Consider the following 15,921-nt stretch of genomic DNA (forward strand, 5'->3'; position numbering starts at 1 on the left):
TTCGCGAAGCTAAATTTTAGTTAAATTCGAGTTCTACTTGGCTATTTCCAAGCAGCTGTTTTAATTCGTCTAGTAATGTATCACTTGGCGTCACACGCCATTCTGTGCCCAATGTTAACCGCGCTCTAGCGTCGGCACGCTGGTAGTATACATTGACTGGGACCGTTCCGGCTCTATAAGGTTCTAAGATTTGACTAAAGCGTTCAAAAAATTGACCGTTAATTTGGGATTGGTCGATAGATATCGACACCCCACGAGCATATTTCTCACGGGCGCTTCCTAAGTCCATGACCTCGCGCGCGGACATTTTAAGCCCGCCATTGAAATCATCAAAGCTGACCTGTCCGGAAACGACCACAATTTTGTCTTTTTCGAGCAACTCTGCGTAGCGATCGAGCGCATCAGAGAACAACATCACTTCCATTCGCCCAGATCGGTCATCAAGTGTCATCAAACCGATTCGTGTACCGCGCTTAGTGGTCATCACTCTCGCAGCAATCACCAAACCGGCAATCGTTAATGATTGGTCACGACGCGTTGGCGTGGCATCTTTCAAGCGACAGCTGGTGTATTTCGCTAACTCTTTGATGTAAGCGTTAACCGGGTGACCAGTTAGATACAAACCAAGCGTTTCGCGTTCGCCCTCAAGCCAAACCTTCTCAGGCCACTTAGGCACTTGGGTATACTTGTGTTCAACCTCTTCCGGAGCATCGGTCAACACGCCAAACATATCTGATTGTCCAAAGGACTCAGCGTGGTGATGTTGGCTTGCCGCTTTAACCGCATCCGGCAATGAAGCCATCATCGCTGCACGGTGAGGACCTAATCTATCTAAGGCACCGGATAGAATCAACTTTTCGATAACACGTTTGTTGACCTTCTTCAGATCAAGACGCGCACAGAAGTCGAATAAGTCTTTAAAGTAACCGCCCTTATTTCGTGCTTCGATGATCGCTTCAATAGGGCCTTCACCTACCCCTTTGATCGCGCCGATACCATAAACAATCGCGCCATCTTCATCCACGTTAAAGCGGTACAAGCCAGAGTTGATATCAGGTGGAAGCAGCTTGAGCTTCATACGGAAACACTCATCAACAAGGCCAATAACCTTCTCGGTGTTATCCATATCCGCCGTCATTACCGCAGCCATAAATTCCGCTGGGTAGTGCGTTTTCAACCACAGCGTTTGGTAAGAAACCAGTGCGTATGCCGCCGAGTGAGATTTGTTGAAGCCGTAGCCCGCAAATTTCTCTACCAAGTCAAAGATTTTCATGGCAAGTTCGCCATCAACACCGTTGGCTTCAGCACCCTCTTTAAAGGTACCACGCTGTTTCGCCATCTCTTCTGGCTTTTTCTTACCCATCGCACGACGCAACATATCCGCGCCGCCAAGCGTATAGCCTGCCAGAATCTGTGCGATCTGCATTACCTGTTCTTGATACAGGATGATGCCGTAGGTAGGTTCTAGTGTCTCTTTCAGTGATTCGTGTTGCCACGTTTCATCAGGGTAAGAAACCGCTTCACGGCCATGTTTACGGTCGATAAAGTTATCTACCATGCCGGATTGCAGAGGACCCGGACGGAACAGAGCTACCAATGCGATGATATCTTCAAAACAGTCGGGCTGTAGACGTTTGATCAGGTCTTTCATACCACGCGATTCCAGCTGGAATACCGCGGTGGTTTCAGAATTTTGTAATAGGTTAAACGACGCTTGGTCATCTAGAGGAATCGACTCGATACGAACCGGTTCTTTACCCTCTTTCTTCAAACGTGGATTCACTAGGCCTAACGCCCAGTCGATGATGGTCAAGGTACGCAGACCCAAGAAGTCGAACTTAACCAAGCCAGCAGTTTCAACGTCATTCTTATCGAATTGCGTTACTGGGAAGTTACCTTCAGCATCGGCATAAATTGGCGCAAAGTCAGTGATTGTGGTTGGTGAGATTACAACACCACCCGCGTGTTTACCGGCGTTTCGCGTACAACCTTCAAGGATGCGACATTTATCGATCAGTTCACGAACTTCTTCATCGCCATCGTAAAGCTCCGGTAATGCCGGTTCCGCAAGGAACGCTTTCTCAAGCGTCATACCCGGATCGGGCGGTACAAGCTTTGAAATTCGGTCGACGAAGCCAAATGGGTGACCCAGTACACGGCCTACGTCGCGAATTACCGCTTTCGCCGCCATGGTACCAAAAGTGATGATCTGAGATACCGCATCACGCCCGTACATCTCAGCAACGTGGTCGATAACTTGGTCACGCTTATCCATACAGAAGTCGATATCGAAATCGGGCATGGAGACACGTTCTGGGTTCAAGAAACGTTCGAAAAGTAGATCGTATTCAAGTGGATCGAGATCGGTGATATCCAATGCGTAAGCCACAAGAGAGCCGGCACCAGAACCACGGCCAGGACCTACTGGCACATCATTGTCTTTTGACCATTGGATGAACTCCATTACGATCAAGAAGTAGCCAGGGAAACCCATGTTATTGACAACTTCGAGCTCTATCTTAAGTCGCTCATCGTATTCAGGTCTGCGTTCAGCACGCACTTTTTCGTCAGGGAATAGGAACGCCAAACGTCGTTCAAGACCTTCTTCAGATTTCTTGATCAAGAAGTCTTCAATCGCCAAACCTTCCGTAGGGAAGTTAGGTAGGAAGTACTCACCTAGACGAACGGTCACGTTACAACGCTTGGCAATCTCAACACTGTTCTCTAGCGCTTCAGGGATATCTGAGAACAACTCACACATCTCTTCTTCACTGCGTAGATATTGCTGCGCGCTGTAGTTCTTAGGGCGACGAGGATCGACCATAGTGAAGCCGTCATGGATCGCCACGCGGATTTCATGAGCATCAAACAGATCTTCAGTTAGAAAAACCACTTCGTTGGTTGCGACAACAGGCAAGTCTTCTTGCTCAGCCAGTTCCAACGCAAAGTGCAGGTAAGACTCTTCATCCGGTCGTCCGGTACGAATCAGTTCCAAGTAAAAACGATCGGCGAAGTACGTTTTGTAAAACTCGACGCTGCTTGCCACCAACTCACGGTTGCCTTTCAGTAACGCCTTACCAATCTCACCTTCTTTGGCACCCGATAGAATAATCAGGCCTTTGGCATTCTCAATCAACCACTCTTTATCGATAACAGGCTGATGCTGTACATGACCACGAAGGTAAGCTTTTGAGATAAGCAGCGTTAGGTTGTTATAACCTTTATTGTCCGTTGCAATGACGGTGAGCTTGGTTAGCTCGTCACCGAATTCCGGAGACTGCATCAAGAAGTCAGCACCAATAATTGGTTTAACCCCACACCCATGAGCAGTACCGTAAAACTTCACCAACCCACACAGGTTGGTAAAGTCGGTCAATGCTAGAGCAGGCATACCCATTTCAGCGACTTTTTTTACTAATGGTGGCACCTTAGAGAGGCCATCCACCATAGAAAAGTCACTGTGTACGCGTAGGTGAACAAATTTTGGATCTGACATTATTTTTCCTGAGTTCTAGACCGGAGCCTAGGATTACAACTGTGTGTATTCTATTTTTTTCTGACGCAAGTAAGCAACTTTATTCGATGCCCAGGTCTAGCTAACGTAAAGCTCTAGTCTAGATAGAGCTTAATCAATACGCTCTAATCTATGCCAAGGATACGTTTTACTGGCTTAAAGCTCTTACGGTAATGCTCGGTAACACCATGTTTTTCAATCGCTTCGAAATGCGCTTTGGTTGGGTAACCTTTGTGTTTCGCGAAACCAAACTCTGGATGCAACTTGTCGAGTTCTTCCATCTCTTGGTCACGAACCACTTTAGCGATAATAGACGCTGCACTTATCTCTGCTACTCGTAAATCGCCCTTTACAATAGCCAGACCGTCCATTGGCAGTTCAGGAACACGGTTACCATCGATCAGTGCCATGTCAGGCTGAACGCTCAACCCAGCGATAGCGCGCTGCATAGCGACCATAGTTGCCTGTAGAATATTCAGCTCATCAATTTCTTGTGGCGAACAGCGACCAACAGACCACGCCAAGGCTTTCTCCTTGATTTCAGGAAGCAGAGCAAGACGCTTTTTCTCAGACAGTTTTTTTGAATCGTTTAAGCCTTCGATTGGATTATTTGGATCTAGGATAACCGCAGCAGTCACCACATCGCCTACCAATGGCCCACGACCTACTTCATCCACACCAGCAAACAACTGGTAGCCTTGCGGATATTCAAATGGAGGAAGCTCTTTTGTCTCTTTTACTGCCATGACAATTCTCTTTGTAACTTATAAGTCAGTGCTTTCTGAAGCTGCACTTTATGATTCAACAAACTCTCGACCAATCAATTTCAGTACTGCGTTGGCGGCTTGCTTATCAGCATCTTTACGAATCCAGTGATGCATCTCGGTAAAACGTTCGATCAATGTACTGTTGTCGGCTGATAGCATTTTGTCGACAGATGGGAACAAGAAGTCTGGGTGGCATTCCTCAAGAATATGCTCTTTCACGATCTCTTCACCAGCCAAAATATTCGGCAGTGATACGAAATCAGTGATTGCTAGCTTCTTCACAATGTAGCCTGTCAGCTTATTTACTTTGTAGCCAACGACCATTGGACGCTTCAGTAACATACACTCAAGAGCCACTGTGCCGGAAGCCAGAAGCACAGAGTCAGCAGCGGTAATCACGTTGGTTGCCGTATCTTCGACTAACGTGAATTCAAGCTCAGGCGCTGTTGTTTGCCAGATTTCGGTAAACTGTTTTTTACGCTGTTCATTCACGAGCGCAACAACAAAATTGATGTCAGGGTATTTTTGCTTAATGCGCTGGCACGTTTCGATAAATGGTTGAGCGATCAACCCCATCTCACCACCTCGACTGCCCGGCAATACGGCTAACCACTGTTTGTCTTGGTCTAAGCCTAACAGCTCACGTGCATCTTGTTTACTTGGTTCTAAAGGAATTGCGTCTGCCAGCGTGTGGCCAACAAATTCACAGGCAACGTTGTATTTATCGTAAAACGCTTTCTCGAATGGCAGGAAGGCCAAAACCAAGTCGGTTGCTTTGTCGATTTTAAAGATACGCTTGGGACGCCAAGCCCACACTGAAGGGCTCACGTAATGGACCGTTTTAATGCCTGCGTTCTTAAGATCAAGTTCAAGTCTTAGGTTGAAATCAGGTGCATCGATACCAACAAACACATCTGGTGGGTTTTGAGTGAAATACTTAACCAACTCTGCTTTTACTTTTAGCAGACGAGGTAAACGGCCAAGTACTTCAACTAAGCCCATGACAGCTAGCTCTTCCATCTCGAAAAGAGACTCACAACCAAGCGCCTTCATTTTGGGTCCGCCAATACCGACGAATTCAGCATTCGGGTACTGTGATTTGATTGCTTTGATAAAACCTTCACCAAGCGTATCACCAGAGAGTTCTCCGACAACGATACCTACCCGCAGAGGTTCATTCGAAATAAAGTCCGTGCTGTTGGTTGCTGCTTCTTGCTGTGCCATAGTTTTCCAATTCCCTTCTTGCCTAAAACAAAAAAGATCGCCTAATGATTAGCGATCTTTTTGTTATACCAATCTGATTAAGTAATTATTGTCATACTTGCGCGGATTGGTACACAACCACATCCAGTATTAACGAATAATACCGCGCTCAGAATTCTCTAGCATTTCTAGCATAGGAGCCACCGAAGTAAACTCTTTCGCCATTTCAACTAAAGCCGCTTTCGCTTCTTCAAGTGTTTTACCTGAACGGTATAACTCTTTGTACGCTTTCTGTAGTGCACGAATTTCTGGTTTTTCAAAACCGTTACGCTTCAAGCCCACTAGGTTCAGACCGAATGGAGCAGCATGGTTACCCTGTGCAAGTACGTACGGAAGTACATCTTGAACAACAGCAGAACAGCCGCCAATGTATGCGTAAGCACCAATTGAGCAGAATGGGTGAATCGCAGACAGTGCCATAACACCAGCGTAGTCGCCAACCGTCACGTGTCCGCCAAGAATAGCGTTGTTACCAATGTGAGTATGGTTACCAACAATAACATCGTGCGCTACGTGAGCATTAACACAAAGTAGGTTGTCATCACCAATTACAGTGGTTGCTTTGTCTTGAACCGTACCACGGTGGATTTGAACCGCTTCACGGATCACGTTGCGATCACCGATCACAACTGTTGTCTCTTCACCACCGTATTTCTTGTCTTGGTTTTCTTCACCAATAACAGCATGAGGGAAGATACGGTTTTCTTTACCAATGGTTGTATGACCTTTGATCACAACATGCGACATCACTTCAGTGTCGTCACCAATTGTCACGTTACCAGCAATGTAAGTGAAAGGCCCAACTGTCACGTTAGCACCGATAGTTACATCACCTTCGATTACTGCTGCCGGGTGAATTTTCGCTGTTTCATGAATCATATTAAAACTCTCTACGAGCACATTTAAGTTCAGCTGAACATACAACGTCGCCGTCAACTTTCGCTACACCGTTAAACGATGCAATGCCACGACGCTCTTTTAAGAATTCAACTTCGATAACCAGTTGGTCACCAGGTACGACTGGCTTACGGAATTTTGCTTTATCAACACTTGCAAAGTAGTAAAGTTCGTTGCCAGAAGGCGCACCAAAAGATTTAAATGCTAGAAGGCCTGTTGCTTGTGCCATTGCTTCTAAGATCAACACGCCTGGGAATACAGGAAGCTGAGGGAAGTGGCCTGTGAACTGAGGTTCGTTAACAGAGACATTCTTAATTGCGGTCAGTGTTTTTTCTTTTTCAAAGCTAGTCACACGATCAACCATTAAGAATGGGTAGCGATGAGGTAATAGTTCCTGAATTTCAGTAATGTTCATCGTTGTCTGTTCAGTAGTCAAAGTCGTATTCCTATGTATATTCTTTATTTAATTAGAAGGATTATAAACGAAAAAGACTCGCTATACGCGAGCCTTTTATTAGAAATGCTGGAATTATGATTCCGCGCTCTTCTCGATAAGTTTTTCAACGGTTTTCAAACGCTTGTTCATTTCATCAATACGATGAACACGCGTTGCTGTTTTACGCCAATCTTTGTTTGGCTGTAAAGGAATACCCGAAGAGTACATGCCTTTCTCAGTGATGCTGCGCATTACCATCCCCATACCGGTGATTGTAACGCCGTCAATGATTTCAATGTGACCATTAATCACACAGCCACCACCAATAATACAGTACTTACCTATCGTCGTGCTGCCAGCTACAATAGTACCACCCGCAAGGGCTGAACCATATCCGATGTGAACATTGTGAGCAATTTGAAGTTGGTTATCTAAGATAACGTTATCTTCAATAATTGTGTCGTCTAATGCACCACGGTCGATGGTAGTACACGCGCCGATTTCTACGCGGTTACCGATACGAACTGAACCGACTTGTGGGATTTTAATCCACTCGCCTTTCTCGTTCGCATAACCAAAGCCATCAGAGCCGATAACCGTGCTTGATTGAATCAAACATGCTTCGCCAATCACAACTTCATGGTAAACACTTACGTTAGCCCATAGCTTAGTGCCAGGGCCAACTTTCGCGTTTTTACCAATAAAGCAACCAGCACCGATGATCACATCATCACCAAGTACCACACCAGACTCAATCACAGCATTTGCACCAATAGACACATTTTGTCCAATGGTCGCATCACTTGCAATCGAAGCTGAATCAGCAATAGCCGCAGCGGGTGCTGGAGTAGTATCAAGCGCTTGAGCAACTTTAGCAAAAGCAACGTAAGGGTCATTAACCACAATCACGTTCGTCTTACAAAGTTCACGCTCACTCTCTTTAACCATAATAGCGGATGCTTTACAGTCACCTAGGTGCTTGCTGTACTTTACGTTAGAAAGGAACGTAATGTTACCTTCTTGCGCTTTATCCATAGGAGCGACTGCTGAAACGGTAATAGTACCATCTCCGTGTAGCTCTCCCCCGGTAATCGTTGCCAATTCGGCTAAAGTTAGATTCTTCATAAAACTTATTTCAGTGCTTTAATTACTTTCTCAGAGATGTTGTATTCTGGCTTGCCGTATTGCAGAGCTTGAATATCAACGATCATATCGTAGCCTTCTTTCTCTGCAACTTTCGTTACAGCATCTTGAATCACTTTGAATAGCTTCTGCTTCTCTTGTGCTTCACGACGTTGGCTTGCTTTTTCTAGTGCTTGAGCTTTGATTTTGTACTTGCTGTCTAGTTGACCTACTTCGATACGTAGCTTTTCAACTTCGTCAGGACCTAGTAGCTCGCCATCACGCTTAAGCTTTTCAATCTTCGTTTTTGCTTCAGCTTGAATGCTCTGCAGCTCAGCTGCTTTGTCTTTGAACTCTTCCTGCATTTTTTGAAGAACAACTTCACGCTGAGGTAGAGCCTGGAATACTTGTGCAGTGTTTACATAACCCACTTTTTGCGCAGCTTCAGCAGCTGTTGCAAAGAAAGAAGAGCTAAGAACTACAAGGCCTAAACCTGCTGCTTTAATCATATTTTTCAAAATATTGTCCTTTAAATATTAGAAAGTTCTACCAATGGTAAATGTGAAGAATTCCTCATCATCACCTTCGTAAATTTTAACTGGTTTCGCTAGAGAGAAAACCAGTGGGCCCATCGGTGACATCCATTGAAGGGCTGCACCATAAGATGAACGGTAATTCGTTGGATCAGAGTAATCGTAGTAGTACTGGCCGCCACTATTAGGCGCGCCACGGTCTACAAATTCGGTATCCCATACACTAGCCATATCGAAGAAGACACTGGTACGAATCTGGCTGCGTGCTTCATCAGAAGCAAACGGCGTAGGTACAATTAACTCTAGACTTGCCAAAGCAACCGCGTTACCACCCACTGAATCATCAGTAGCAGTATCGTAGGTTGGGTTGTTACCTGTGCTGCTTCCGTAAACGGCTTTCGGGCCAGCCGAGTTAGAACCAAAACCACGTAGGGTTGTAAAACCACCTGCGTAGTAGTTCTCGTAGAATGGGAACAAGTTATCGTTACCATCCGTTTGACCATAACCATTACCATAGCCTAATCGGCCACGCATCAATAGTGTGAACTCATGCTTTTTGGTCAGCGGGATGTAATGTTTTACATCGTACTGCATTTTGAAGTACTGAGCATCAGAGCCTGGCACCGTCATTTTAGCGAAAGCACGCTGGTGGTTACCTTCTGTTGGGAAGAAACCACGGTTCAAGTTATTACGCGTCCAAGAGATATTGATATCGAAATCATCGGTTAAGATGTGCTCGTCACCATATTGGTCAATACTTCTCGCAAACTGTTCAACTTGGATATAAGTCGGAACGTTACCGATTTTGTTGTGTGTATAGCCAACACCAAACTCGATACGGTTCAGCTCATCCATAGGGAAACCCCATGTAAGGCTCGTACCGTAACTTTGGTTGGTATAGTCGACAATACCCGCTTCAGAGGCTTCGAATTCGTTGTAGAAGATCTTACCGCCTAGACTCACACCATCAAGGTTCCAGTATGGGTCACGGTAGTCTAAGCTCACGTTCTTTTGGTAATCGTTCATCATGGCACTTACGCCAACACGGTTACCAGAACCCGCAAAGTTGTCTTGTTGTAGGCCAACTTGGAAACTAACACCTGATTCCGTACCGTAGCCGACACCAAAGTTGATGCTGCCGGAGTTCGCTTCCTTAACGTTGTAAACCAAATCAACTTGGTCTTCACTGCCAGGAACACGAACTGTTTGTACATCAACCGTTTCAAAGAAACCTAAACGGTTAAGACGGCTCTTACCAGTATCAATTGACTTAGAGTTAAGCCAGCTGCCTTCCATTTGACGCATTTCACGACGAAGAACTTCATCTTTCGTTGAATTGTTACCCGTAAATCGAATGTCACGAACATAGATACGGCTGCCCGCTTCTACATTGATAACCAACGACACTTCTTTGGTCTCATCATTGAACTCTGGAATAGTACGAACTTGTGGGTACGCATAGCCAGATTCGCCAAGAATTCGTTTTACGTTCTCTTCTAAAGACGTTACCGATGAACCGTTATAAGTATCACCGTCTTCAAATGGCACTAACGCCTCAAAGTCAGCCTCACGGCCGATGAGCTCACCACGAAATGCGACATCTTTAACGGTATAAGCTTCGCCTTCATCAATACCAAGCGTGATATACACGCCTTTCTTATCTGGAGAGATCGCAACTTGAGTAGAATCTACCTTAAACTTAAGGTAACCACGGTCAAGGTAGTAAGATTTCAGCGCTTCGATATCACCAGCTAATACTTGCTTCTGGTATTTTTCATCCGCAAGGAAATTCCACCATGCAACATCAACGTTCAAGTTGAAACGACTGAGGAGTTCAGCGTCAGAGAAAACTTCGTTACCGATAAAGTTGATTTGCTGAATCTTAGCGGATACGCCTTCAGTAAACACAAACTTAAGGTCAGAACGGTTACGTGGCAAAGGCGTCACAACCGCTTTTACTGTCGCGTTGTACTTACCAACACTGTAGTAAAAATCTTCAAGGCCTTTCTCAATGTTACTCAGCGTCGTACGGTCAAGAGCCTCTCCTTCACGAACACCAGACGCATCTAGGTTCTGCTGAAGTTGCTCTTCTTTGATCGCTTTGTTACCCGAGAATGAAATGCTCGCGATGGTCGGTCGTTCTTTGACTTGAACAACTAAAACACCTTCATCGCGAAGGACTTTAACATCCTCAAAGTTACCCGAAGCATACAATGCACGAATGATCTCAGATACATCGCTTTCATCCACTTCATCGCCAATACGTACTGGCATTTTCAGTAGAGCCGCACCAAGTGCAACACGCTGTAAACCTTCGATCTTGATATCTTGAACTACAAAGTTTTGTGCTCCGTTCGCAGCCACACTAGTGGCCAATAGACTTGCGAACAGAATTTGCTTAATCGCCATACTTATTCTAATTATTCCTTGCTACTACCAATGCCTGTGAGAAACCATTCACAGACGAGTAAAATCGTTAAATATTGCCAGAGCCATCAATGAGAAGAGGATTGCCCCTCCCAATCTGTATCCCATTTCCTGAACTTTCTCAGGTACCGGTTTACGAGTAACGGCCTCAATAGCGAAAAACAGCAAATGTCCGCCATCAAGCATAGGCAGCGGAACCAAATTAATAATCCCTAAGTTAACACTAATCAGAGCCAAAAAGCCTAAGAAGTAAACCAAACCATAATCGGCGGTTGTACCTGCACCTTTCGCGATTGAAATAGGGCCACTCAAGTTGTTTAAGCCAACATCACCAACGATAAGCTTCTTAAGCATTGTCAGTGTCAAACCAATGATTTGACCTGTTTTATCAAATGCTTTTCCTACAGACTCAATTACACCAAATTGTAACTCAAAGCGATAATCTTCTGGCCATTCTGCGACTTCCGGAGCAATACCTGCATAGCCGATTGTCGAACCATCAGAAAGCTCTCGACTTTTTGGTGTCATAACCAATGACTGCTCAGCACCATTTCGCAATACGACCAAGTCCAAGGGTGTCATTGGATTTGCACGAATTAACTCAACAACCGACTGCCACTGTTCAATAGGTTGCCCGTTAATCTCAACAATTTTATCACCGGCTTCAAGACCTGCATCGTATGCAGCGCCATCATCAATGATTTGAGCCAGTACAGTCGATACCTCTGGAGAGTACGGTCTAAAACCCAGCGTTGTCATTGCAGATTCAGTTTCTGGGTTGAACGACCAGTCTGAAATATCCAATGTCATTTGTTGCTCAAAGCCGATGTCGTCTTGAGAAGCAACCGTCACTGTCATGGATTGATCACCAATGTGTGATATCAAACCCATATTGACTGATTCCCAATCTGCGGTTTTGATTCCTGAAATAGATTTAAGTTCCATCCCAGTTTCAATTCCGGCTTGTGCAGCAATAGATTGCGGAGTGACTTCACCGATTACAGGTTTAACCGCCGGCACGCCAATCAAAAATACTAGCCAATATGCAAAGACGGCAAAGATAAAGTTAAACGCAGGACCTGCACCCACAATCGCCGTTCTTTTCCACAATGGCTTCTTATCAAAAGCGTATTGTTGTTCGTCTTCAGAAAGGTCGTCAACACGACCATCAAGCATCTTAACGTAGCCGCCCAATGGAATGACTGACAAGCTGTATTCCGTACCATCACGGCCAACTTTGCTCCAGATTGATTTACCAAAACCAATCGAGAATTTCTCAACTTTCACACCACAGCGACGAGCAACCCAGAAATGTCCAAACTCATGAACAGCGACCAGAATGCCAAGCGCTACAATAAAGGATGCGAAGTTCCACAGAATTCCACTCATGCTAGCTGCTCTTTAATAAATTGATTGGCTAATTGACGAGACATATTATCTAGCTCGAGAAGGCTTTCCAAGCTATCTAAGCCCTCAGAGTTATGTTGTTCACATACTTTGCTCATAACATGTTCGTTAATGACAGCAATATCGGTAAACTTCACTCGATTATTCAAAAAAGCATCGACTGCAATTTCATTTGCTGCATTAATGGCTGTTGTCGCATGCTGACCTAAGTAGCACGCTTCAATCGCCAATCTCAAACACGGGTAACGACTAAAATCTGGCTCTAAGAAGGTAAGCTCGCCCACTTTCGTAAAGTCTAAAGGCTTAACACCCGCCTCGGTGCGATTAGGGTAAGACATCGTCAAAGCAATTGGCGTTGCCATGTCCGGCTCGCCCATTTGAGCCAGCACAGAGCCATCCTTGTACTGGACCATAGAGTGAATCACAGACTGCGGATGAATGATGACTTTTAACTGCTCCTGAGAAGCATTAAATAGCCATTTCGCTTCAATGTACTCTAGCCCTTTATTCATCATAGTCGCAGAATCGACAGAGATCTTAGGACCCATAGACCAGTTAGGGTGTGCAATTGCGCGTTCAGGAGTCACTGATTCGAGCTCAGCCACATCGGTATAACGGAAAGGACCACCAGAACCAGTCAGAAGAATATGGTTAATGCCGTTTTCTTCAAGGTCACAGCGGCCTAGTTTGGTTTGTACGTTCTGCGGAAGGCATTGGAAAATAGCATTATGCTCACTGTCGACAGGAAGTAGTTCTGCACCGTACTTTTCTACGGCGTCTATAAACAGCTGCCCAGACATCACCAAAGCTTCTTTGTTAGCAAGCAAGATACGCTTGCCCGCTTTAACCGCTGCCATCGTAGGAAGCAGACCTGCCGCACCAACAATCGCAGCCATTACTGTATCCACGTCTTCTAAAGAAGCAACCTGACACATGCCTTCAGTGTCTGAAAGCACTTGAATGCTTGGGTAATCCGAAGACAACACATCACTCAGCTGAGATGCAGCTTCAGGGCAAGCCATAGCAACATAGCTTGGTTGCCACTTTTCAACTAACGCCAGCATCTTTTCAACATTCGAGCCAGCAGCCAGTGCAACGACTGAATAAAGGTCTGGGTTTTGCTCAACGACTTTTAGGGTACTTGCACCAATTGAGCCGGTAGCGCCAAGGATAGTTAGATTTCGCATCACATATGACCGTAGAAATGTAATAAAGGGCAGAATCACTGCCCTCTTTTATTAGAATGCTAAATAAAGCAGAGCAAAGACAGGGAATGCAGCCGTTAAGCTATCTATTCTATCTAGTATACCACCATGACCAGGAATCAGATTACTGCTGTCTTTCACCCCAGAAACACGTTTAAACATGCTTTCAACAAGGTCACCAAGAACAGAGATAACGACGGTCACAAGAGTAATAACAATCATGTGAAGAGGACTTGTGAATTGGATATTAAACAAGTCAGCAAAGATCCAAGCCACGATCACTGCAGTAATGATGCCGCCAATAAGACCTTCAATCGTTTTATTCGGGCTTACCTCTGGGGCCATTTTGCGCTTACCAAAACTCTTCCCGGAAAAATAAGCACCGCTATCCGCTGCCCAAACGAGCAAACAAACAAACATAACCAATTTTGCACCGTGGTAGGGATCAACATCGATACCGTTAGCACGCAGGATAACCACACTCCAGAAGAATGGCAGCAGAGTCAGCACACCAAAAGCGTGACGAAGAAGAGAAGAGTCTTTCCATGCAGGCATAGACTTAGGATAAGTCACGGCCATACCACTCGCGATTACCCACCAAATTGAGCCAATCGTTAGAATGGAGTAGTGAGCAGTAGACAAGTTATTAAGGCTAAATGCATCAAAAGGGATAAAAGCAAAACTTGCGGCACTTACCACAACAGTTGGAATCAACGCTAAATAACGCGATTTGCTTTCAACAAACTGAGTCCACTCCCAAAAACCTAATAGCGAGATTACCGCTAATGAAAGAATAAATGTAGGAAGTGATAACTCGAAAATGCCTAGAATAACTAGGGGAGCTAAAATCAACGCCGTAATAATTCGTTGTTTCAAACCAAAAAATCCTTATTAACTGTCCATCAGAGCTTTAATTTGCTCACCAGTGCATCCAAAACGACGTTCACGGTTCACAAACCAAGTCACAGCTTCTACTAAGCTGTCTTCATTAAAGTCTGGCCAGAATTGTTCAGTGAAATACATTTCGGCGTAAGCCAACTGCCAAAGCATAAAATTACTAATGCGGCATTCACCACTGGTACGGATAAGTAGATCGACTTCAGGAATATCTGCCATCGTCAGGTGCTGTGTAATCATAGCTTCATCAATGTCATCTACATTAATATCACCAGACTTTACCTGTTGAGCAATAGAGGTCATTGCTTGCTGAATATCCCACTTACCGCCGTAGTTAGCCGCAATATTAATAACCATACCGGTATTGGTGCTAGTCAAAGCTTCCGCTTCTTCTATCTTCTTTTGTAGTCGATCATTGAAACGACTTTTATCACCAATAACACGAAGTTGTAGATTATTTTTATGAAGCTTTTTTACTTCACTCGACAGCACTGAAATAAACAGTTCCATCAAAATACCGACTTCTTCTTCAGGACGACGCCAGTTCTCGCTACTAAACGCAAAAAGAGTAACGGCTTTAATGCCAAGTCTGGCTGCAGAAGAGATAGTTTTACGAACGGCTTGAACACCGTTTTTATGGCCAAAGACGCGAGGCTTGCCCTGAGCTTTTGCCCAGCGACCATTACCATCCATAATGATAGCAATGTGTTTAGGAAGAGAGTCTGTGAACGCTTGAGAATTATGCATAAAAGAGTGAATCAAATTCTAATAGTCGAACAGAGTAGCATAAAAAAACGCTGCACCGTGAGTACAGCGTTTTTCCGGAAAGAAAAGAATATGGAAAATTAAACTTCCATCAACTCTTTTTCTTTAACAGCTAGAACTTCATCTACGTTCTTAACCGCAGCGTCAGTTAGCTTTTGAATTTCGTCTTGTGCTTTACGATCTTCATCTTCAGAGATTTCTTTATCTTTAAGAAGTGCTTTTAGATCGCCATTCGCGTCACGACGGATGTTACGGATAGCAACACGGCCACCTTCAGCTTCGCCACGAACGATTTTAACTAGGTCTTTACGACGCTCTTCCGTTAGCGGAGGAAGTGGAACACGGATAACTGTGCCAGCAGACATAGGGTTTAGGCCTAGGTCAGATGTCAGAATTGCTTTTTCAACTAGAGGAGTCAGTGTTTTATCAAACACTGTAATAGCTAGTGTACGTGCATCTTCAGCGATAACGTTAGCTACTTGAGTCAAAGGCGTTGGAGCACCGTAGTACTCAACAGTAAGACCAGAAAGTAGGCTTGGGTGCGCACGACCTGTACGAATCTTTTGCAGGCTGTTTTTTAGTGCATCAACACTTTTTACCATGCGCTCTTGAGCGTCTTTTTTGATTTCGTTAATCACAATTTCACCTTGATTATGTTCTTTCTTCAAGAAAGCTTTTTATTTGGAGT

Annotated in this window: 13 protein-coding genes; all 13 read right to left on the minus strand. The window is 44.8% G+C overall.

The genetic code is table 11. The features are described from left to right. Positions 1-16: 16 nt before the first annotated feature. Complete coding sequence (gene dnaE / locus CWO27_RS05255; RefSeq protein ID WP_102432048.1) at positions 17-3,496, minus strand: DNA polymerase III subunit alpha; 3,480 nt, start codon at positions 3,494-3,496, stop codon at positions 17-19. A 143-nt stretch (positions 3,497-3,639) separates the two neighbouring features. Next, positions 3,640-4,260: a ribonuclease HII gene (gene rnhB / locus CWO27_RS05260; protein WP_107898674.1), complete on the minus strand. Its 621-nt coding sequence runs from the start codon at positions 4,258-4,260 to the stop codon at positions 3,640-3,642. A 48-nt stretch (positions 4,261-4,308) separates the two neighbouring features. Then, entirely contained in the window at positions 4,309-5,505 is a 1,197-nt protein-coding gene (gene lpxB, locus CWO27_RS05265; protein ID WP_107898675.1) for a lipid-A-disaccharide synthase, read from the minus strand. A 129-nt stretch (positions 5,506-5,634) separates the two neighbouring features. Next, positions 5,635-6,423, minus strand: coding sequence for an acyl-ACP--UDP-N-acetylglucosamine O-acyltransferase (gene lpxA, locus CWO27_RS05270; protein ID WP_048606664.1), 789 nt, complete (start codon positions 6,421-6,423; stop codon positions 5,635-5,637). A gap of 1 nt (position 6,424) precedes the next feature. Further along, positions 6,425-6,877: a 3-hydroxyacyl-ACP dehydratase FabZ gene (fabZ, locus tag CWO27_RS05275; RefSeq protein WP_048661224.1), complete on the minus strand. Its 453-nt coding sequence runs from the start codon at positions 6,875-6,877 to the stop codon at positions 6,425-6,427. A gap of 93 nt (positions 6,878-6,970) precedes the next feature. Beyond that, the gene (gene lpxD / locus CWO27_RS05280) at positions 6,971-8,002 is read right to left on the minus strand and encodes a UDP-3-O-(3-hydroxymyristoyl)glucosamine N-acyltransferase (protein ID WP_107898676.1); all 1,032 of its coding nucleotides are present in this window, start codon (positions 8,000-8,002) and stop codon (positions 6,971-6,973) included. Positions 8,003-8,007: 5 nt separating this feature from the next. Beyond that, positions 8,008-8,508 carry an OmpH family outer membrane protein gene (locus CWO27_RS05285; protein ID WP_017056311.1) on the minus strand — a complete coding sequence of 167 codons (501 nt, stop codon included), beginning with the start codon at positions 8,506-8,508 and terminating at the stop codon, positions 8,008-8,010. Positions 8,509-8,535: 27 nt separating this feature from the next. Continuing rightward, the gene (gene bamA / locus CWO27_RS05290; RefSeq protein ID WP_048661222.1) at positions 8,536-10,941 is read right to left on the minus strand and encodes an outer membrane protein assembly factor BamA; all 2,406 of its coding nucleotides are present in this window, start codon (positions 10,939-10,941) and stop codon (positions 8,536-8,538) included. 48 nt (positions 10,942-10,989) lie between these two features. Next, positions 10,990-12,348, minus strand: coding sequence for a sigma E protease regulator RseP (gene rseP, locus CWO27_RS05295; protein ID WP_048664583.1), 1,359 nt, complete (start codon positions 12,346-12,348; stop codon positions 10,990-10,992). Further along, positions 12,345-13,553, minus strand: coding sequence for a 1-deoxy-D-xylulose-5-phosphate reductoisomerase (ispC, locus tag CWO27_RS05300; protein ID WP_107898677.1), 1,209 nt, complete (start codon positions 13,551-13,553; stop codon positions 12,345-12,347). The genes rseP and ispC overlap by 4 nt, the downstream gene beginning before the upstream one ends. Before the next feature lie 51 nt (positions 13,554-13,604). After that, positions 13,605-14,447 (minus strand): phosphatidate cytidylyltransferase, encoded by an 843-nt coding sequence (locus tag CWO27_RS05305; protein ID WP_107898678.1) that lies wholly within the window; start codon positions 14,445-14,447, stop codon positions 13,605-13,607. Positions 14,448-14,462: 15 nt separating this feature from the next. Beyond that, positions 14,463-15,215, minus strand: a complete 753-nt coding sequence (locus CWO27_RS05310) for an isoprenyl transferase (protein ID WP_017063364.1) — start codon at positions 15,213-15,215, stop codon at positions 14,463-14,465. Positions 15,216-15,313: 98 nt separating this feature from the next. Then, positions 15,314-15,871 carry a ribosome recycling factor gene (frr, locus tag CWO27_RS05320; RefSeq protein ID WP_017060741.1) on the minus strand — a complete coding sequence of 186 codons (558 nt, stop codon included), beginning with the start codon at positions 15,869-15,871 and terminating at the stop codon, positions 15,314-15,316. Positions 15,872-15,921: the final 50 nt, after the last annotated feature.

This window comes from Vibrio sp. 10N.286.51.C3, from assembly GCF_003050065.1.
GTDB classification, from domain to species: Bacteria; Pseudomonadota; Gammaproteobacteria; order Enterobacterales; family Vibrionaceae; genus Vibrio; species Vibrio crassostreae.

Bases quoted from the DNA above. Each gene is read 5' to 3' on its own strand.
- lpxD (WP_107898676.1), bottom strand. From the start codon at position 8,002: ATGAAGAATCTAACTTTAGCCGAATTGGCAACGATTACCGGGGGAGAG.
- lpxB (WP_107898675.1), bottom strand. From the start codon at position 5,505: ATGGCACAGCAAGAAGCAGCAACCAACAGCACGGACTTTATTTCGAAT.
- rseP (WP_048664583.1), bottom strand. From the start codon at position 12,348: ATGAGTGGAATTCTGTGGAACTTCGCATCCTTTATTGTAGCGCTTGGC.
- dnaE (WP_102432048.1), bottom strand. From the start codon at position 3,496: ATGTCAGATCCAAAATTTGTTCACCTACGCGTACACAGTGACTTTTCT.
- ispC (WP_107898677.1), bottom strand. From the start codon at position 13,553: ATGCGAAATCTAACTATCCTTGGCGCTACCGGCTCAATTGGTGCAAGT.
- bamA (WP_048661222.1), bottom strand. From the start codon at position 10,941: ATGGCGATTAAGCAAATTCTGTTCGCAAGTCTATTGGCCACTAGTGTG.
- CWO27_RS05310 (WP_017063364.1), bottom strand. From the start codon at position 15,215: ATGCATAATTCTCAAGCGTTCACAGACTCTCTTCCTAAACACATTGCT.
- rnhB (WP_107898674.1), bottom strand. From the start codon at position 4,260: ATGGCAGTAAAAGAGACAAAAGAGCTTCCTCCATTTGAATATCCGCAA.
- CWO27_RS05285 (WP_017056311.1), bottom strand. From the start codon at position 8,508: ATGATTAAAGCAGCAGGTTTAGGCCTTGTAGTTCTTAGCTCTTCTTTC.
- lpxA (WP_048606664.1), bottom strand. From the start codon at position 6,423: ATGATTCATGAAACAGCGAAAATTCACCCGGCAGCAGTAATCGAAGGT.